This window comes from Rhodopseudomonas sp. AAP120 (assembly GCF_001295845.1).
Classification (GTDB): domain Bacteria; phylum Pseudomonadota; class Alphaproteobacteria; order Rhizobiales; family Xanthobacteraceae; genus Rhodopseudomonas.
This window is the reverse complement of sequence record NZ_LJIC01000015.1, coordinates 153,626-173,063: the sequence shown is the minus strand read 5'-3', so window position 1 is coordinate 173,063 and position 19,438 is coordinate 153,626. Positions and strand designations below refer to the sequence as shown.

Here is a 19,438-nt window from a genome sequence, read left to right as displayed (position 1 = left end):
CGCTCGCGAGCGCGCTCCCGTCAGGCCGGCCGCATCGTTTCGGTCGCGGTGATCGTGGCCGTCGGCGTCAACAGCGACGGGCGCCGTGAAATTCTCGGGCTAGACATCGGCCCCTCGGAAGCCGAGACGTTCTGGACCGCGTTCCTGCGCAAGCTCGTCCGCCGCGGCCGGCGCGGCGTCAAGCTGGTTATTACCGACGCCCATGAAGGCCTCAAGGCCGCGGCCAGCAAGGTCTTCATCGCCACCCGGCAGCGCTGCCGCGTCCACTTCATGCGTGACGTCCTTGCGCACGCCGGCAAGAGCGGACGCCGCGTCGTCTCCGCGTTCATCGCCACCGGGTTTGCGCAGGACGATGCCGAGGCCGCGCGGGCGCAATGGCGTCGCGTCGCCGATCAACTGCGCCCAAAACTGCCGAAGCTCGCGGCGTTCCTCGACGACGCCGAGACCGACGTGCTGGCCTATATGAGCTTCCCGCCGGCGCATCGCACCAAGCTGCTTTCCACCAACCCGATCTAGCGCCTCAACGGCGAGATCAAGCGGCGCACCGAGGTGGTCGGCATCTTTCCCAACGAGGACGCCATCATCCGCCTGGTCGGCGCGATCCTGCTCGAACAAAACGACGAATGCGGTGCAGCGCGCCCGCTACATGACGCTGGAAACCATCGCCCCGATCGGCGATGATCCCGCCGTCAGCCTCCCGGCCTTTGCCAGCTGACCGGCCCGGACCCACCCGGCCATCGCGGTGACCCGCCGCCAGCTACACCACGTCAGGGGACACGATCCCGCGCACGTACCTCGTGAAGTTCACGGAGACTTGCGAGATCAGGCCGTAGCCGTTGCGCCACCCAGACGCCGAAGAGGGGTACGGAAAACATGCTGCCGCCGAGGTCCGTCATCGGTGTTCACGAAAAACCCCGCCAGCAACGGCGGGGTCTTTTTCACTATCGCTAAGGGAATAATTTATCAGGGGACATTCATTCGCGGTTCCACACCAGTCTCGGCACCGAACTATGGTGTTCAATTACCCGTTCGTCGGCTGAGGCGTAGCTAATGTGCCCGGATTTGGCTTTGAACGTCACTGAGGCAGACCTAAAAGACTCTCACAGTCGGACGCTGCTTACTTGGCGGGCGTGGCGGCCAAACACAGCGGGGTGAGCATAGATCAGGATTTCGCCGAATGTGGCGAGGTGCTTGTCGACAAAATTCAGATCCAGCAGGTGATGCTGAACCTTGTGCGCAATGCCGTCGAGGCGATGGCCAATTCGCCTAGGAAGCTGTTGACATTGAAGCTCCTTCCCCAGGTTGGGGAAATCGAGATGAGCGTCAGCGACACCGGTCCAGGTCTGACGGTCTCCGCGCGGGATCGTCTCTTCAGTCCGTTTTCCGGCACGAAGGATGCCGGCATGGGGATCGGACTTTCAGTCTGCCGTGAGATCATCGAAAGTCACGGCGGGAGGATATCGGCCGGCGAAAATGCTGATGGCGGCACGGTGTTCAGGTTTACGCTGCCCTTCGTGCGGAACGACGACGGGGGTTAGCTGCGCGGATCGGTGCTATCGCTTTCGCCACCACCGGTCCGGCCGCGCGATCGCGACGGTGTCGCCGTCTTGAACAGCTCGGCTACATCGCTCCCCAGTGCCTCCGCAATCGCCTCCAGCATGAGGAGGGTGGGATTCGACCGTTTGTTCTCGATTAGGGAAATGATCCCCTGCTCGACCTCCAAAGCCGCTGCGAGTTGGTCCTGCGTCCAGCCTCTGGCCAGCCGAAGACGGCGAACGTTCGTGGCAAGTAGCTTGACGGCCATACCCTCCCTTTGAGGGAAGCGACGTCCGAATCCGGTCTGCGCCATAACGCGGACCGTCCAGATTTCCCTCAAAACTGGCCATGTGATTTATCAGATATTTTACGGCTGGCTCGGTACGCTTTCTCGCTCAACTCGGAGGGTCAAACATGGGACTGTACGCAGTCAAGGGCACCATCTCGCAATTCGGCCAGTGCGAGGTCGACAACGATCTCATCGTCTACGCCTACATCGAAGTGGTCGATGCTGCCGGCCGGCGAACCTTGGTCAAGAAAGTCGCGGTCAGCGTCGACGTGCAAGCTGTCATCGAATTGGGTCTTGAAGGGACCTTCTTCTTCGACGAGGTGTTTGTGGTCGGCCGCCGTATCCTCTCCCAGTTGTGGGGCGCATCGACGAGCGATCGTGACGTGATCGACACCACAAACCTACGAACTATACTCGCGGTTACGAACATGCTTAGGGGCATCGTGTTCACTCCCGTTCTCGGCCTGGGAATTCCGTACCTGCTTGCCGGCATCGGGCAGACCTGGTCGCTCATCGACGGTTCTGCCAATCGAAGGCGCTATTTCGACAAAGTAATGACCGGCGATGTCGAAGGACGATCCGGGCCGCCTCTGGCGGAGCGTTTGGGGCTGGCTCTTGGAAGAGCCGTTGCCGACCTGACCCGGAGACATGCGGGCAGCTAGACCCCATCGCAGAGCACCTGACCCCGATGGACGTCGTTGTTCTCGACAAACTCGGCTATTAGCCGTTCGCCAAGTCCGGCGGTCAGTTTCTGTTCCACCTGATCAGCCGTCTCTACGAGCGCACCTCGATCATTGTCACAACAAACCTGGCGTTCGGCGAGTGGCCCAGCGTGTTCGGCGACGCCAAGATGACAACTGCATTGCTCGACCGGTTACCCCTCACTGCGATATCGTGGAGACCGGTAACGACAGTTGGGGCTTCAAAAACCGAGACGACGATCAAGCTACCCGCGCTCGCCTCGTCTCCGCAATCCCGTTCAGCTCCGACGAGGCGAGCGCTACCGCCCCAACCCGCCGAACAAGGGGGTCAAAATTGGAAGCCGATACGGGCGGAATTTGCGAGCCGATTGACAGAGAAGTCGTCGACTGACTCGAATGCTGGCGCGTCAACGGTTACCACGCTGACACGACAACGAATCGACACCGGCAGGGGATCGAACAGCAGCGTATTGCGCTCGCCTCACCGCGTGAGCCGCCGTCCGACATCATCGCCGACGTCATCATGATGACAGTAGCGCAGTCGATACTGTCCGGGAGGGGCCGATCGACGTGCTGACTATCCTGCGCGGACATCTTTGTCCGTCACCGGTGGCGGAAAGTACGGACAGGTCGGGCTCAAAAACGCAATCTCGAAGCTCTCTCAGCCGCGCGCGGGGGCCGGCAGGACCCGTCGCGTCAAAAGGGAAGCGAAAGCATTTGGATAGGCGCTCAACCAAGAGCGGCTCTTTTCGGGGCCTGCCGCTCAGGTCTACTCTGCCAGAAACGCTAGGTTGGCTGATGCGGCGGATGCCGATCAAGGCCGCGCGCCGTTCTATGAAGGCCATCTTAGACAGCGATGCTCTTCCGGACGTAGAGAGCATCGCGCAACAATGTGGTCGACTGCATAATAGGTGTCGTGCTAGGGTGGAGGCAGATCGAGAGACGCCGCTTGACACCTTACCATACGATCCCGGGCTGCAGCCGTCGTCCGCTTTCGCTACGCGGAGTCGCCACGATTGTCGTCCTGGCGGCATACATGTTCTCGTCTTTCCTTCACTCTTTTCACGACCGCGATTTTGGTGCATTCGATGCTTCTTCCAAAGTCGCCTACCAGTCTGTCCCGTCCGATAAGATTGGCTTCCCTGATCTAGGGATGGCGGTCGGACATTGCCATGGGTGTTTTTCTCAGGCTGTCCCAGCAACATTGGTCGCTACCTCGGCCCCAGTCGCGATCAAGGATGATGCGTTTGCCTTGGTTGCGATCCCTCTGACCTGCCCGGCACGAGGGATTGATCCTCCGCCTCCCAAGTCTACCGTCTGACCACTTGGCGTCTTCTCGCTGGGTTGCGCCTTTGATTGGGCAGCGTCCACGTTAGAATATCAGGCGCCATGCGAGCGGCTGTGTCTGGGGTCGTCGAGGCCATGCAGTTACACGCCTAGCGGATTAAGGCAACCGGTCGCCCTCTAACCGCGCCGGGAGCGGTCGTGTGAATCGCCGAATCTGGTCTGACGGCCACGATCTACGGATCGCTGGGGAGCGGCTCGGTGAATTCAGGATAATCGCGCATTCAACAGGGAGCCGAGCGCTTCCAGGATCCGACACGCCGATCTTGCCCATCTTAAGAGAACAAAATTCGTCCTTTCTGGAGTACTTATGACAGGCGACAAACAACCAAAGGATTCGATTGCAGCGGGGACAGCGGCCTCCCGCCATAAGGGTAAACTTATCGTCGCATTCGGCCTTACCAGCAGTTTCATGATTCTGGAGGTGATCGGCGGACTATGGACCGGCAGCCTCGCGCTGTTGGCCGATGCAGCGCACATGCTCACGGACGCAGGTGGCTTGGCGCTCGCGCTGATTGCGATCCAATTCGCTGAGCGAGCGAGAACGCCGAAGAACACATTTGGCTATGTTCGACTGGAAGTGCTGTCCGCACTAACCAACGCTGTCGTACTTCTCCTACTCACGGTGTACATCCTTTACGAGGCCTACCAAAGGTTTAAATCCCCGCCTGATATCATCGGTGGTCCGATGTTGTTGGTCGCCTTTGCCGGGCTTGTGGTCAACTTCATCAGCATGAGGCTGCTGGCCGGCGGCTCGAAAGAAAGCTTGAACGTTAAAGGCGCCTACTTTGAGGTGCTCGCAGACCTTCTTGGTTCACTCGGCGTCGTTGCAGCGGCTGTGGTGGTATTGCTGACCGGCTGGAAACCCATTGACCCCATCATCGGCGCCGGAATCGGGCTCTTCATCGTTCCGCGTACTTGGACGCTGATGACCCAAGCAGTCCATATCCTGATGGAAGGGACGCCGCCCCAAGTAGACATGAAGCTTCTTGAGCAGACTTTGCTTTTGGTTCCCGGCACTGTCGTCGTCAAGGACTTGCATGTCTGGTCCGTCACTTCGGGCTTCGACGCGATGAGTTGTCACCTTGTGGTGGATGACTCGGGAGCGAGAGACACTATCCTTGCCGCCGCGCAAGCGGCCATGTCGACATTCTTCGGACTAACGCACGTAACAATTCAGATCGAGGGGACACCCCACGACCGAGCAGAAATTGAGCAGCGGTTCTGACAACTCGTCGGCGCCGGCAATGACCTAAAGAACGACCGCCGTTGTGCTCAGGCAACCTGAGCGTACAAAGTAACCAACTTGGATGGAGCTTGAGATGGGATCAGATTTCTTCGAACGGCTGATGCGCAACGTTGGAGCCGGCCACGGGCGCGGACGGGGAGGGCGCAGCCATGGCAGATACTACGATCCGCCAGAAGAATATGAAAATAACCGCGAATTTGCACCCCAACGGGTATTGGTTTGTCCTACCTGCCGTTCTGACAATCTGCCTAACAGCAGGTTTTGCGCCCAATGCGGACAGCGTCTCGGCACCGCCGAAAGGAACTGTGTCGATTGCGGTTCAAAGCTTGCCGCCGAAGCAAAATTCTGTCCCTCGTGCGGCAAGGCTGCTCCGTGAACGGGACGGATCGTTGGACGTGACCATATTAGATGTGCACCCCCAGGATACTGGGTTATTCGCCGCGCTCGGGCTGCGTGGGCGGGACGGTGAATGCAAGTCGAGTGGCGAGCGGAGACAACGATAGATGAGAATGAGTGCATTTAGTTACTGGGAGATCGCCTCGCACTTAGTCGACCTGACCATTGCCTATCTGTTGGCGCTTCCGATCGGGTGGGAGCGCGAGCACACCGCGCGTAGCGCCGGGATAAGAACCTTTCCCTTAGTCGCAATTGGCGCGTGCAGTTTCGTGCTTATTGCCATCCGCGTGTTGGGGGATACGTCGGCAGCGCAAGCCAGAATCATAGAAGGACTTATTACTGGCGTTGGTTTCATAGGTGGTGGTGCAATCTTGAAGACGAGCCGTCAAGCATCTGGAACTTCGACTGCTGCCGGACTATGGGCGACTGGTGCGATGGGGGCGGCAGTAGGATACGGGCTCTATGATATTGCGGCAATTCTAAGTGTCGCGACATTTGCTACCTTGCGCTTCTCGACCCCTCTTAAGAAAGGGGCGCATCAGACTGAAGCGCCCGCAGAAATTGCACCCAAAGCGGATAGATGATCCGTCGGCGACGCGGGGCTTGCGGTGCTCGGCACGCGCGAGGCCGGCGGGTGCAGCTGCCGTGCGCCATGGTGGGCAACAACACCACATCGTCCGGCGACGGTCCTGCGTATCCACACTAGCATCGAAACCCGACGGCAAGGCCACGGCAATCGGATATGGACATGGGTCGCGCGATCTTCTCCGACGGCACACCGGAAATCCCAGCCAGGTGCGGCTGTCCACGCCGGCGATGTTGCAAGAATGACGATAGCATGGAGTAATACTTTCTCCGTTAACTGTCGGCGTGGAGTTAGCGACGCTGCCGCCTCATCGGAGAAGCGGCGGATGGGTTGAATTACGCTCAATCGGTCTGGCGCGGAGCTCCAACGATTGCTATGGGGGATGCATGCGACTTTGTCCCTCGAAAGCTTCCAGCGGCTCGAACAGTGATGTCGACCCACGGACGCACCTTCATGATGCCCCCCGCCGTGTGGAAATTGGGCCATTGCTCTACCTTAGAGGACAATGTGACGAACGTATCCAACTGTCGGCCATCGTTATTACTGAGCGCGATATAGCGCCCGTCCTGATAACGGACGAGGGCCGTGCTATCCCATCGACAATCTACGAGTGCGAGGGAAAACGGGTCGTCCGATACAAGTTCAGCTTAGAGACGTGCGCTGACGCGTCGTACGAACTGGATGGTCAGCGAGTCTACGTGAACACCGCCCTCGGCAGCGACCTCAGAATTGCGTTCGTGTCCTGTAATGGACAAGAATCCGGAGATCACAAAAGGGATCTGGGTGAACGGAACGCGATGTGGCGTAGGCTTGCGTGTCAGCACGAAGAAGATCCGTTTCAGCTACTAATTCATGGCGGTGATCAGATCTATGCGGACGAACTCCTCGATAGGCACCCGCTTTTGCGCAGGTGGGCGAACGAGGGTGGGAGGCGGTCGTATTGTCCGAGCGAAGCAGAGCGTGATGAGTTGCGAGCGACGTTGAGGCGCGCTTTTATGGATTGCTATATCGGAGTGTTGGGTGCTGCCGAAAGCTCGTGGTTGATGGGACGCGTCCCATCTGTCGCCATGTGGGACGACCACGACATCTGCGATGGATGGGGGTCTATGCCCGCGGGCAAGCTGGATGCGCCTGTTGGCCGCCTGCTATTCGAAGTCGCGCGTGAGAGCTTCCTAGTTTTCCAGTTCGGGGCAGCGCCGGATGAATTACCGGAGATCGTCGTCGACCCAAGCGCATCCAACCTGACGTGGCACGTGAAGCTGCCGGGCCTCCATCTGATCGCCCCGGATCTGCGATCGGAGCGTCGGTGGGATCGGGTGATGGCAGACAGGGGATGGCGGGCATTGACGACTGCCCTATCGGCAGTCGACGAGGGCCGCGTACTTCTCATTTCCAGCGTTCCCGCGCTCGGCCCCCGCTTGTCCTGGATCGAAGCCCTTCTGCATCTTTTACCGGATATGCACAAGTATGAGGACGATCTGCGGGACCAATGGCAGAGTCGCGCCCATCGAGCCGAATGGCGCCGGCTGCTCGAAAGTGTCGCCAAAGTTCATGCCGATCCTAGAACTCCTGTAACTGTGTTGTCCGGCGAAATTCATCTTGCCACACGCGCAATCTTGGATGTCAGCCCGACGCCAATTCATCAACTCGTCGCCTCTGGAATATCGCATCCGGCACCTACGATCTTCTATGCCTTAGCGCTCGATTTGTTGGCCCGTTTTGGCGAAACCCCGTTGCCGGGACACGAGATCCGGCTGTGCCCTCTCCCGGGCAGGATTTCAATCTATACGTCGCAGCGCAACTTTCTTCTGCTTGAGCGTCGGTCGGGAAGGTGGACGGCTTGCTGGGAACTTGAGAGAAGCGGGCGATCTCCGCCCATTGAAATTTGAGGCACGACAGGGAGGGCTGCGGACTGTTGGTTGGTGGTTAGTGAAAACAGGGAGTGGCCAGTTGGCCTCACCCTGTCCCGACGTTGCGTCAATGGTGGATCCCTAAGCCATTGCCGTGACCGAAGTAACCGTAATGCCCAGTGTCGTGCCCAAAGAAGCTGCCATGGTAGCCGAGATGACTGTGGCCGGCTCCTCCGACGAACCCTAACGACGGTGCATAGTAGGGATTGGCATAGTAGCGAGGTGGAAAGTCCTGGCTGTAGTATGCAGTTGGAGGAATATATTGTTGCCGGTGTGGATGCCCGTGTCTGCCCGGGTGACCGTAGTAATGCGGGCCGTGGCGGTGCCAATGATGACGGCCGCTTGCGCTTAGATCCGTGCTCGACGCCCGGTTCGATGAGTGTAGCGCCAAATGGGGAGATGCGAATGCGCCTGTGCTGAGAAGCCCGCTCCAGGCAATAGTAGCGGAAAGTATCGTTGCACCCATCAACGAAGTCATTGGCGTGTTCCTCTACGTAAGTCAGTTCGAACGAGTGGCCGCCCACGAACAGCCGGCCCCCGAGAGTGAAGAACTAGGCGACGGCGATCCTACTTTTGATCGCGCGCTATCCCGATGGGGCGTTCACTCCCCATCGGCAAGATCCCGAGCGAAGCACCTTGACGTCGGCGCGACGCGGTGGATGAGGTCGGCCTCAGTGGCGGCGGCCGTGCATGCCGGGCCTTGGGCCCATCACACGGCCGTGCCGGCGGCCCATGTCGAACCGATTTATCCCGTGACCTCGGTTGACGATCCAGGGGCGGTTTGCGCGATGGCCGCGCTGCCAGTCGCCATGGGAAGGGGCTGGGCGAACGACTGCGTGCTGAGCTTGCGCGCGCGAGATGAACGTCGACGCAGTGGCTCCAAATGTTGCCACGACTGCGATTGCTACGGTGAGTTTGCGCATGGTGTCCTTTCGTTCTGTTTCGAGTATGGTGGTTGAATTCTATGGGGGGAAATGCGTTCCACGCCGACGCGCTCGCCGACGGCTAATTCAAGAACTAGCACGTGGATTGACGGACGTTGTTGCAGAAGAACGAGGAGAAAATACGTATGATTCTGACATGCGGTTTTCTCGCAAAGCGCTTCGCGAAAACAGCATCGGCGGGGCGATCATCTACCCGCCGCGACGAGCAGCACCGCCCGTTCCAGCCTGAGCCGTACTGTCAGCAATCCACTCACGAGTGCCTTCAACATGTCATTGTCGAATTCGCCTCTCAGATTTGTTTCGAGGGCATTGTGCGACGGTCGGACGTCTTTCAGGCTGTTGATCGCACCCTCAGTCAGGGACAGAAGAACAAGTCTCCGATCGGCTGCCTTGGCATTGTGGCGGTGGATGAGGCCTCGCTTTTCCAGTATCTTCGACTGTGCGGATAGGAAGGATCTGTCGACGTTCAATAAAGCAGCAACGTCTTTTATGGCGACGCCTTCGCCGTTGCCGAGAGCCTCAATAGCCTTCAGCGTGATCCATTGCGATCCACTGATGCCGATCTGTTTCCCGAGGAGTTCGGCGATGCGCAAAATAGAGCTTCCAATCGCCGAAATATCCCACATCAGTCGAAGTCCGAGTGCGTCGAGTTCGCTACACGTTGTTTCGATCGCCTGATCGGCTGTGCCGTTGAGGCCTGCATTGGCGGTCGTCATTATGCGAACCTTTTTGATTTGTGTTGAGATTGGGTGCGTGAAAATCGCACGAGAAGGGAGGGAGCTGTTCCGCAGCTCGCCGTTCGACGAACTGGTTCGTTTGAACGGCTGCGGGAGACATCGAGCGTCCATCGATCACGGCGGCCGTTGGGTCCTGAGGGCGCGACGCCGATCATCGACGGTCCCGTTTATGTCCGAAGGTCACAACGCGATAAGCGTATACGGCTGCCGCAAGTATCAATAGCCAGTTCGAAACTGGCTCAACAAAACGTCCGATCAGGGCGTAGTTCTGTCCCATCCCATAGCCTGCAATAGCAAGGGCTGCCGTCCATAGCGCGGTCCCTACTGCCGAGTAGGAGATGAACCTCAAGATGGGCATTCCCGTGATGCCCGCTGGTAACGAAATCAGCGTGCGAACGCCTGGAATCAACCGTCCCAAGAACACCGCCCAGGTACCATATCGGTCGAACCACACGGCTGCGCGATCGATTTCCTCCGGTGTCATGGTGAGCCATCGACCATGTCTGATTGCGAAGATCCGGAGACGTTCGGAGCCCAACGTGCGGCCGGCGTAGTACCAAACGGTCGTCCCGATGAGAGATCCTAGCGTTCCCGCGAAGACGACGGCGTAGATGTCCAAATCTCCGCGAGAAGCTACGTAGCCGGCAAGCGGCATGACAACCTCGGACGGAATTGGGGGGAAGATGTTCTCGGCGAGCATTAGAAGGAAGACGCCGACGGCTCCCGCCTTTTCTATTCCACTCACGATCCAGTCGAACATTACGTCATCTCTTCGTTCTGAGGCTCAAAGGCCAAGCGACGCACCGGTCGTCGCGTAATCACAACGTCGGGAAAAGGAAGCGTCGGAGGGTCGGCGAGGGCCTAGAAGTACGGACGTGCCGCATCGATCGCCGGCCGGCAGTTGGGGGACGCTTGGTCCAGGACGCGCTCGGGCGGCGTTCGTTTTAGCCACACATCGAGAGCTATACCGACCGCCCATCCGGGTTCATTTGACGCTCGCTCCACGAGCGAGGGAACTCCCCGGCTGAGGCACGATTTGATCTGCGCTCCGAGTTCCGCTGGTACGCCGGCTTTGGCCAACCGACTATTGAGCTCGCTCTGTAGTGGGCCTGCGATCAACGTTTGCACCAGCAGCGCGAGGAGGATGGTGAGCAAGTTCATGTGGGACTCTTCTGATCGCTGTCGTAAGGAGCCGAAGCCGACCAGCACGTGGCAGCCGAAGCGCGGCGTAAGAAGTGTTCAGGCATCGGGCCCCGAGCCGTATTCGCTGTCCGATTGCACGTTCCGCTTCGTGTCTCTATAGGCGAGCAGACGAAGAGCATTCACCACCACTAGCAAAGTGGATCCCTCATGCATCGCGACGGCCGCGCCGATACTGAGGCCGAAAATGGTGGAGGGGACCAATACTGCGACGACGCCCAGGCTGACGACGACATTTTGGAGGATGATGGATCGCGTCTGGCGGCTCAATCCGACGGCAAATGGCAAGTGACTTAGATCGTCTGCCATCAGGGCGACGTCCGCGGTCTCAAGCGCGACGTCCGAGCCGGCCGCTCCCATTGCTATGCCCACGGTAGAATTCGCCATCGCCGGCGCATCATTGACCCCGTCGCCGACCATTGCGACTTTCTGTTCGACGCTCAGTTTCTTGATCGCAGCGACCTTGTCCGCCGGCATGAGGTCTCCCCATGCTTCGTCGATCCCAACCTCCCCGGCGATCGCTTCGGCGACTTTTTGATGATCGCCGGATATCATGATCAATCGTTTTATCCCGAGTGCGCGCAATTCAGCGAGGGCGCCGCGGGCTGCAGCGCGTGGCGTATCCATCAGGCCGATCACCCCGAGATCTCTGTCGCCGTAACGCACGACCATGGTCGTGCGGCCGGCTTCGCGCAAACTGGCGATCGCCGCGAGCGCCGCTGCACCCAATGGGGCGATCTCGTCGATCCCGAACATCTCCGCCTTGCCGATGGCGACGGATACCCCTGCGAGTTGTGCCGTCACGCCGCGGCCTGTCAGGGCCGTGAGGCCGAGCGCCTCCGGAACTTCGCGCTGCCCCAATCGCAAGCGGCCGTCGCGCACGATTGCGGCGGCGAGCGGATGGTCACTCAGCCTTTCGACGGCCACCGCGACGGTGAGTAGTTCGTCCGTAGAGGTCCCGTCGACCGCCACAACGTCGGTAATGTGCGGGCGTCCTTCGGTCAATGTCCCGGTCTTGTCGAACGCGATCGCCTTTAGCGAACCGAGGTTCTCGAGGGGCCCCCCTCCTTTCACGAGAACACCTCCGCGCGCGGCGCGGGCCACCCCGGAAAGGACGGCACTGGGGGTCGCGATGGCCAGCGCGCAGGGACTGGCCGCCACCAGAACTGCCATGGCCCGGTAGAAGGTGGCGCTGAAAGGCTCATCGATCACCAAGCCCGCGGCCAGCAGAAGCGCCGCCAGGGCCAGCACGACCGGAACGAAGATCCTTTCAAATCTGTCGGTGAACCGCTGCGTCGGCGATTTTTGGGTTTCTGCCTCGCTGACCATCTGGACCACCTTAGCGAGAGCGGTCTCATGGGAGAGGCGGGTGACCTCGATCTCGATCGCGCCGGCGCCGTTGATCGTACCTGCGTACACGCGCGAGGACGCGTCGACCTGGTCTGGTCTCTGTCGCGCGGAGCCGGCATCCTCCACCGGCCGTTTGTCGACGGGTATGCTTTCGCCCGTGACGGGCGCCTGATTGATGCTTGTCTCGCCTTTTGCGACGAATCCATCTGCTGGCAAACGTTCGTTCGGACGGACGAGGACGAGGTCTCCGACCAAAAGTTCTTCGACGTGGATCTCGCGGCTTTGCCCATCGCGGAGCACCGTGGCGGTTGGGGGCGCAAGCTGTGCGAGCGCCTCGATTGCCTGCTTCGCCCGGCCCATGGCGTAGTGCTCCAGCGCGTGGCCGAGGCTGAACAGGAACAGCAGTAGCGCTCCTTCCGCGAACGCGCCCAGAGCAGCCGCGCCGGCTGCGGCGACCAGCATCAGGGTGTCGATCTCGAACCGTCTCTCTCTGAGGTTCTCGAAGGCTTCCCGCAGTGTGTAGAAGCCGCCGAAGACGCCCGCTACGAGATACAGCGTGGTCGGCAGCCAACCCGGTGCGGCGGGTACGAGCTTCTCCAGAGCGAAGCCAATCGCCAGAAGGGCTCCGCAGGCGAGCGAGAATATGAGTTCGGTGTTCGGTCCCAAGAGAGCGCCGTGCGAATGCTCGTGATCCCCCGCGGCACCTTCGTGCTTCGGATGATCGTGTTCCGCTACATCTTTCGAAATGGGCTCGTTCGCATCGCTTGCGTCGACCGATTTGGATGCCCCGCGCGCTGCATCCTTGCGGACGGGCGTTACGCCCATCGACGCAAGCTTATCGAACAGATCTTTCTCCGTTACTCGGGTGCGATCGAATTCGACGCGCAGCACTCCGTTGACGGTCACTTCGCTCTCGACCACACCCTGCAGGTCGCGCAGGCTTTGCGATATCGTGCGCGCTCGGCGTGAGTGACGGACGCCTTCCACTCTTCGTAGGAGATGACCGAAACGATCGGAAATCTCCGCGCCTGTGCCGACGACGAATTCGCGGATGCGTGCGAGCGTGATGACTTCCGGATCGTAGTGAACGCAGAGTTGCGATGGCTCGCCGCTGCGCCCCGAAGTCACGTGGACATGCTCCACCCCCGGCCTCGCCTGGATGCGAGACATCAGCCGTTCGACGCAGGCGTCGTTCACGTCGGGGATGCCGGGCAGAATGATCGGAATGTCTACGCTAAGCGTTTCGGTCATGTTCTTGTCCTTCCTTCGCTTTTCGACGTCGACCTGTCGCTTCGAATGGCAAAATCAACTCCAGCACTCAGGCGGTTGCCGTCCGATGGATGCAGTGCGAAGAGTGCCTCATCGGGGTAAGAGCGGGCGGCCGCGGATTGTTCGCGGCGGTGCCATCGCAATTCGTCATAGATCCTCTCCGGCGAGCGTTTTCAGCTCGTTTGGATCGCCGTCTTTCAGAACTACATTCGCGACTTGCTCGTAGGCGCGGGTCGCGGCTACGAGATCGCTCATCTCGCGGATGGAGTTTACGTTCGATCGTTCGAGGGCATTTGTAGCTAATCGAATGCTTCCCGCATTCAGCTCTATCGGCGGGCTCCCTGACGCGAAGAGTCCCGTACCCTCGGCGACCAGAGAGCGGGGATCGTCAAATTTCACGACCCGAAGCCGCCCGATGATCGATCGCGCCGTCGAAATAGTTCCGTCCGTGCCGATGCTGAGGTTCAAGTCGGTCAAGGGCACTTTGATTGTGCCGTTGGCGGCGAGCACGAGATCCCCCGACAGCGTGACCAGGCGCCCCTGTTTGTCGAGGGTGAACGCCCCGTTTCGGGTGTAGCGATCCCCTCGACTGGTCCTGACGACGAAGAAGCCGTCTTCAAGCACGGCGGCATCGGTGGAGTTTCCGGTGAGCTGAAGCGAGCCTGCGGAAAAGTCAGTGTATCCGGTGACCGCTACGAGCGATCTCTTTGGCGCCGAAGGGATATCATCGGCCTCTTTTGCGTCTGTCAGATATTCGAGAAATCGGATGCCCTCGCGCTTGAAGCCGGTGGTGTTCTGGTTTGCGACGTTGCGCGCCAAGTTATCGACCTGCTGTTGAAGCGCAATCAGCCGCGAAAGCCCAATAACGGTTTTGTCCGACATGAAAGATAACGTCCCTTCATCGGCACCAGTCACTCGACGGTCCTTTCGAGAGCTGGGGTGGCTGAATTTCTTTGGCAAAGGCCGATCCATTTGATTTGCGTCGCCGGGCGTCCGCGTGACTATCGTGGACAGCCGAGCGGCGAAATCGGGCAATGATCGTCGACGGAGTTCCTGAGACGAAACGACCTTCTACGCGTCGCTGCGAACGAAGCAGAGCGGCGAAGCTGATAGACGGACGGCACAAAGCGCTCTGATCGGGCACTGCCGGCCACGATACTACTGCGCTCCGGAGTTTCCGGGCGCCGTGCTATATCTTGAGATCAAGCTTTGGGGGGAGGGGTGTCCAGCGCGACAAAATTGTCGGGCATCTGCCGTTGTCTCGACACGTCTGGAGCTGCAAGGCGGGGGCCCAGCGTCGACATGGAAGAGAGAACAACAATGTTTGCAGAAAAGCATTCGTGACAATGCGGGTCAGCGAGCGAGAGACCGTCGCCGTCTGGCCGGGGGGTATTGGCGAGAATTGACTTTAGCGTTGTCGTTGGCACGCCAGCCTCAGATGGATGCACCGAAAGTGAATCCAGAGGAAGCACCATCGCAACGATTGACCTTGATGTGGCGACGTCGCTCAGATGATCGGAATTCGCGAGGTGAAGAAAGCCCAGGCCAATTTGGCTGACCAACAGGAAGATGGCGATCGAGCCGCGCAGCCGTCCTGTCAATGTTTGCTTCTTCGTCGTGATCGACATGACTGCGTTGGTTCCGGAACGTGCCGAACGAATGTCGTACCGGATACACCCATCCCGATACGTGGCGCAACGGCATTCATCGCAAGGAATGGGTACGACAATGTGACGCGAAGAAGGTCCCTGCGTCCCGTCAGTACGACACAAGCGCCCTGGCATGCCGATGCGTTTCGCTCTGTACGGCAATTATCGCGCGTTGGCAGTCCCTTTTTTTGCGGATCGCCGATCCCGAGTGAGCGGACAATTCGCTGCCGCCGCGGAGGTTTGCCGGGATGGAGGATGCAATCATGTGATAAACTCCTCTAAGTAACCTCGGATATTGTTTCTATGCTCCGTGCGGTCGAGTTGCTATGTAGTCACGATGGAATCTAAGCGGCGACTGTTGCGCTTCCTCCCTTCGGCGGCCACCGTGCGCGGCCTGCTGTCGATTGCCATGTTGTCCTCCTACTTATTCGTCATCATATTTCATCATACGCTTTGTGTGCGCGTCGCTGTGTCGCCGAACGCCGTCGCGGTAGAAGGGTCGATTGCACCGGACCGCGATCATGCGGGTCCTATCGGCGTTTGCGAATCCTGTCCGGTCTGTGCTCCGGGCTTGATGACGGAGAGTGCTAAGGCGCTACCGGTGCCCAACGGTGCCATATCGGGCCTAGCCGTCTCCAGATTGTCCCCGACGACGTCTGCAAGTCCCGATACGCCGCCTCCAAAAATCCCGGCGTGATCGCAACATACAGAGCGTCGTCGCAGCAGCTATCTGCTGTTACATCACAAGATCCGAGTTTATCGGCGCAACGATCGGGCGACTTTGCCGGCGGATGCGCGTGCGAGTTCTCACGTTGGCGAGAGCGTGCGACACCTATTTATGCTCGGAACTCCGCTAGGAGATACGTAATGAGACACGGAGCGCCTGAATTTGACCCCATGGATGTCGGGTTTCCAAATTGCGGAGACAAAACCAAGAGATCTGATAAGCATCTTATGTGGAATTTGATGGCGGTCAGTTCTTCCTTGGTGAGGGTGGCTGAGTTACTTGGCCGGCGATTGGGGATTACAGGTTCTCAATGGCTTTTGCTGGAGGCTATCAGGTTCCTCTCGCGCGGCGACGGCGTACCCGTTGGCGAAGCTGCCGCTCTGCTCGATGTAAAGGGTTCCTTTATTTCTTTCCAAGCAAGGAGTTTGGAGGAGAGGGGTTTCCTTTGCAGGAAACAGTCCGGCAGAGACAAACGTGTTTTTCTATTGTCTTTGACCGAGAACGCGGAAGCAAAGCTGGGTAGTCTTGAGGCGGTGCTGTTTAGTATCGAGCCCCTGCTGCGGGGAGGGCTTGACGATGACGCCATTCGAGAAACTGCGAATAGGTTGGACGGCATGCGCCGCCGCTTGGCGCGCGCGAGAGGGAGAGCGAAAGAGAACTGACTGGCCGCGGCGTCGCACGAAGAGTGGCCTTTTGTCGCATAATTGTGGACGGTCGACGGCGGCCGGTCGCGGCTATATCAGATAATGCCATGAACCGGTTGCCACTCGTACCGCTACCAATCGACATCGAAGGCGAGGCGTGGTAGGCAACCTAGGAAACAGAGAAACTCGCTTGTCGCTCTTCCTCCGCTATATCGGCCAAGGTCTGTTGCGCAGTTCGCGCAACGCTTTGGTGTGGGCGGTGATGACTGCCTACCTTATCGCTGGTATCCTACATGGTGTCGACCACCTCGACCTGGCTTCGTCCAAGGTCCAGGTGGTCGTAGCGATTGGCGATAAGGGGGACGCCGTTCCTGATAAGGCCGATGTTGCTGGGCAGCATTGTCATGGGTGTTTCTCGGTGGCTATTGCACATCATGTCGCGACGCCGCTGATGACGGACGCGTCTGATCCGACCGGAATGGTGCGCGTGATGCCGCGGCCCGGAGAACGGCGCGGGATTGATCCGCCTCCACCGAAGTCCTGATCTGAAAGTAGTCGCCGGGCGCATTGCGCCCTGAATCCGTCATTCGGCAGGTCTCAATCATGCTTTCCAGGATCGCCACGCGGCTTGCGTGGGCGGTCGTGCTCTTCGTTGGCGTCTCGCTGACCGGAGAAGCGCGCTCGCAAACTCTCACCATGGGTGGTGCGCTTCAGCGCGCGCTCGATGCCAGTCCTCGGCTGACTGCCGCTGAGCGGGACGTCGGCATCGCGCGCGGCCAACGAATTCAAGCGGGTGCGTTCATCAATCCGAACGTTTCCTACGAACTGGACAATTCGTTCGGTTCTGGGCCTTACCGCGGCACCAGGTCGGCGGAGTCTACCCTGCAGATCAGTCAGATGTTCGAGTTGTGGGGCAAGCGGGATGCACGGATCGCGGCCGGTCAGGCCGGCTTCGATGCGGCTGCCATCGGACGCCAAGCAGTTCGTCTTGAAGTGCTTTCAGAAACGGCAATTGCCTTCGTTACTGTACTCGGCCTTCAGCGCCGGATTCAGATCCTGGATGAGCAGGTCCAAGCCATCGACAGGATCACGCCGCTCCTGAAGCGTCGGGTAGAAGCCGGTGCATCGTCTGTGGCCGAGACCGGCAGGGCCGAGGTCGCATCCTCTTTGGTCAAGGCGGACCGCGAGCGAACAAAGTCGGCGCTTTCGAGCGCACGCCGCGAGCTCGCGATCTTGATGGGAGACAGCGCGCCGAAGTTTGCGGTGGTTTCCGGTCGCCTTGATGTCAACGGGAAGCCGCCTTCGTTTCATTCGGTCATATCGGCGATCGAAGCAAATCCGCAGTTGGTTCGTTGGAAGGCTGTCTACGCCCAACGCAACGCCGAACTGTTGCTGGCACGACTGCGGCCCTATCCCGACGTGACGGTCTCGGCCGGTCTGCGCCACTACAACGAAACGGGCGATAGCGCTGTCCGATTGTCGCTTTCGGTGCCGATTCCGGTGTTCGACCAGAACCAGGGCAACATCCTATCCGCGCAAGAGACGCTGGCGAGGACCGCCGCTGAACGCCAAGGCAACCGCAACACGCTGATCCTCGTGGCGGGACGTGCATACGATTCGCTGCAGGGATCGCTTCGCGAGCTTGCGATCCTGCGCGAAGTCGCAATTCCGAAGTCCAAGGACGCTGCGGATGCGATCTCCGAGGGGTACGGACAGGGTCGATACACGCTACTCGAAGTGTTGGATTCTCAGGCCAGTGTGGCGCAGGCGCGACTTCGAGAACAGGAGGCGCAGCAGAACTTTCACATCGCTGTCGCAACCATCGAAGGGCTGGTTGGCAATCCATTCGCGTTGGCGCGGGAGAGCGCAAGATGAAGAAGATCGTTCTCTCGCTTTTGACCGCGGTGGCGGTCCTGGCTTTCGGCCTGGCGATCTATTCGTATGTTCCGTTCAATTCCAGTGATCCAATCGCCCAATCTGCGAAAGACTCCAAGTCGGAAAAGGGCGGTGGTGGAAAAGCTGACGGAGAAGGGGCGCACGAGGAAGAGGGCGCAGTCGAGATGAGCGACGCCAGGGTCGCTTCCTCGGGCATAGAGATAGCTGTTGCAGGACCGGCCACGTTGCACGATTCACTGATCCTAAACGGCATTTTGCAGCCCAATCAGGAGACGCTGGTTCAGGTGACACCTCGCTTTCCGGGCATCGTCCGGGAGATCCGACGACGCATTGGCGACAAGGTAGAGAACGGAGATCTCCTCGCTAAGATCGAGAGTAACCAGAGTCTCACCGTATATGAAGTGCGCGCGCCGATCGCCGGCACTGTGATCGACCGGCAGATCTCGCTCGGTGAGTACGCCTCCGAGCAGAAGCCGGCTTTCACCGTCGCCGACGTTTCGACAGTTTGGGTTGATCTTTCGGTCTATCGTCGGGACCTCCCGCGGGTTCGCATCGGCGACAAGATCCTGATCGATGTCGGTGACGACGGTAAGCCAGTCGAGGCGAGCCTTTCTTACATCTCGCCCGTCGGTAGCAGCGACACCCAGAGCGCTCTTGCCCGAGCAATTGTTCCTAACACGGACATGCGTCTACGCACCGGTCTGTTCGTCTCTGCTCGACTGATCCTGGCCGCCCGCCAGGTACCGTTGGCGGTCAGGACGTCGGCCGTCCAGACCATCGAGAACCGCAATGTCGTGTTCGTTCGGAAAGGCGACAAGTTCGAGGTCCGCGACGTCGAACTAGGCGCGCGTGATTCCGAAAACGTGGAAATCGTGTTCGGACTTATCGAGGGTGATCGCTACGCGGCAAAGAACAGCTTCATCGTAAAGGCGGAAATCGGCAAGGGGGCGGCCTCCCATGAGCATTGATACTTTCGAGAGTCAGGCTCTCAAATGTAGCGCTGCGGCCGGC

General features: G+C 59.5%; 16 protein-coding genes and 2 pseudogenes. 12 read left to right on the top strand and 6 right to left on the bottom strand.

Translation table 11 applies throughout. The features are described from left to right. Positions 1 to 18: 18 nt before the first annotated feature. Both IP86_RS02840 and IP86_RS02830 read left to right on the top strand, forming a co-directional pair. Positions 19 to 715 (top strand): annotated as a pseudogene (locus tag IP86_RS02840) (IS256 family transposase); the annotation flags it as partial. Positions 716 to 1,130: 415 nt separating this feature from the next. Continuing rightward, entirely contained in the window at positions 1,131 to 1,538 is a 408-nt protein-coding gene (locus IP86_RS02830) for a sensor histidine kinase (RefSeq protein ID WP_150104599.1), read from the top strand. Here IP86_RS02830 and IP86_RS02825 read toward each other — a convergent pair. Continuing rightward, positions 1,535 to 1,804: a helix-turn-helix domain-containing protein gene (locus IP86_RS02825; protein WP_012495576.1), complete on the bottom strand. Its 270-nt coding sequence runs from the start codon at positions 1,802 to 1,804 to the stop codon at positions 1,535 to 1,537. The two genes, IP86_RS02830 and IP86_RS02825, sit on opposite strands and share 4 nt — an antisense overlap. A gap of 146 nt (positions 1,805 to 1,950) precedes the next feature. On the opposite strand from IP86_RS02825, the gene IP86_RS02820 reads away from it, so the two are divergent. From IP86_RS02820 to IP86_RS02810, 6 genes and pseudogenes are all read left to right on the top strand, one after another. Then, a complete protein-coding gene (locus tag IP86_RS02820) occupies positions 1,951 to 2,487 on the top strand; it encodes a hypothetical protein (protein WP_012495577.1) in 537 nt (178 codons plus the stop codon). Positions 2,488 to 2,492: 5 nt separating this feature from the next. After that, a pseudogene (locus IP86_RS27920) lies at positions 2,493 to 2,917 on the top strand (ATP-binding protein); the annotation flags it as partial. 1,263 nt (positions 2,918 to 4,180) lie between these two features. Beyond that, entirely contained in the window at positions 4,181 to 5,098 is a 918-nt protein-coding gene (locus IP86_RS02815) for a cation diffusion facilitator family transporter (protein ID WP_011502548.1), read from the top strand. An 82-nt stretch (positions 5,099 to 5,180) separates the two neighbouring features. Further along, on the top strand, positions 5,181 to 5,495 hold the full coding sequence (locus IP86_RS29675; RefSeq protein ID WP_080518806.1) for a zinc-ribbon domain-containing protein: 315 nt from the start codon (positions 5,181 to 5,183) through the stop codon (positions 5,493 to 5,495). Positions 5,496 to 5,622: 127 nt separating this feature from the next. Next, positions 5,623 to 6,099 (top strand): MgtC/SapB family protein, encoded by a 477-nt coding sequence (locus tag IP86_RS27905; protein WP_012495579.1) that lies wholly within the window; start codon positions 5,623 to 5,625, stop codon positions 6,097 to 6,099. 700 nt (positions 6,100 to 6,799) lie between these two features. Continuing rightward, complete coding sequence (locus IP86_RS02810; RefSeq protein ID WP_245264944.1) at positions 6,800 to 7,990, top strand: alkaline phosphatase D family protein; 1,191 nt, start codon at positions 6,800 to 6,802, stop codon at positions 7,988 to 7,990. A gap of 1,150 nt (positions 7,991 to 9,140) precedes the next feature. Here the strand turns inward: IP86_RS02810 and IP86_RS02805 are convergent. The 5 genes from IP86_RS02805 to IP86_RS27890 form a co-directional block, all read right to left on the bottom strand. Then, on the bottom strand, positions 9,141 to 9,671 hold the full coding sequence (locus tag IP86_RS02805; RefSeq protein WP_011502551.1) for a MarR family winged helix-turn-helix transcriptional regulator: 531 nt from the start codon (positions 9,669 to 9,671) through the stop codon (positions 9,141 to 9,143). 172 nt (positions 9,672 to 9,843) lie between these two features. Continuing rightward, positions 9,844 to 10,452, bottom strand: coding sequence for a DedA family protein (locus tag IP86_RS02800; protein WP_012495582.1), 609 nt, complete (start codon positions 10,450 to 10,452; stop codon positions 9,844 to 9,846). Positions 10,453 to 10,931: 479 nt separating this feature from the next. Further along, positions 10,932 to 13,493 carry a heavy metal translocating P-type ATPase gene (locus IP86_RS02795; protein WP_012495584.1) on the bottom strand — a complete coding sequence of 854 codons (2,562 nt, stop codon included), beginning with the start codon at positions 13,491 to 13,493 and terminating at the stop codon, positions 10,932 to 10,934. Positions 13,494 to 13,658: 165 nt separating this feature from the next. Beyond that, entirely contained in the window at positions 13,659 to 14,393 is a 735-nt protein-coding gene (gene flgF, locus IP86_RS02790; protein WP_012495585.1) for a flagellar basal-body rod protein FlgF, read from the bottom strand. 320 nt (positions 14,394 to 14,713) lie between these two features. Next, positions 14,714 to 15,139 carry a hypothetical protein gene (locus tag IP86_RS27890; RefSeq protein ID WP_245264947.1) on the bottom strand — a complete coding sequence of 142 codons (426 nt, stop codon included), beginning with the start codon at positions 15,137 to 15,139 and terminating at the stop codon, positions 14,714 to 14,716. An 888-nt stretch (positions 15,140 to 16,027) separates the two neighbouring features. On the opposite strand from IP86_RS27890, the gene IP86_RS02785 reads away from it, so the two are divergent. The 4 genes from IP86_RS02785 to ihpB all read left to right on the top strand — a co-directional run bounded on the left by IP86_RS02785 (position 16,028) and on the right by ihpB (position 19,395). Next, positions 16,028 to 16,549 carry a MarR family winged helix-turn-helix transcriptional regulator gene (locus IP86_RS02785; RefSeq protein ID WP_012495587.1) on the top strand — a complete coding sequence of 174 codons (522 nt, stop codon included), beginning with the start codon at positions 16,028 to 16,030 and terminating at the stop codon, positions 16,547 to 16,549. Positions 16,550 to 16,721: 172 nt separating this feature from the next. Continuing rightward, complete coding sequence (locus IP86_RS27885; protein WP_245264949.1) at positions 16,722 to 17,075, top strand: hypothetical protein; 354 nt, start codon at positions 16,722 to 16,724, stop codon at positions 17,073 to 17,075. Between the two features lie 59 nt (positions 17,076 to 17,134). Next, positions 17,135 to 18,406 (top strand): divalent metal ion exporter subunit IhpA, encoded by a 1,272-nt coding sequence (gene ihpA, locus IP86_RS02780; RefSeq protein ID WP_012495589.1) that lies wholly within the window; start codon positions 17,135 to 17,137, stop codon positions 18,404 to 18,406. Beyond that, positions 18,403 to 19,395, top strand: coding sequence for a divalent metal ion exporter adaptor subunit IhpB (ihpB, locus tag IP86_RS02775; protein ID WP_012495590.1), 993 nt, complete (start codon positions 18,403 to 18,405; stop codon positions 19,393 to 19,395). Before ihpA ends, ihpB begins: the two co-directional genes overlap by 4 nt. Positions 19,396 to 19,438 lie beyond the last annotated feature (43 nt).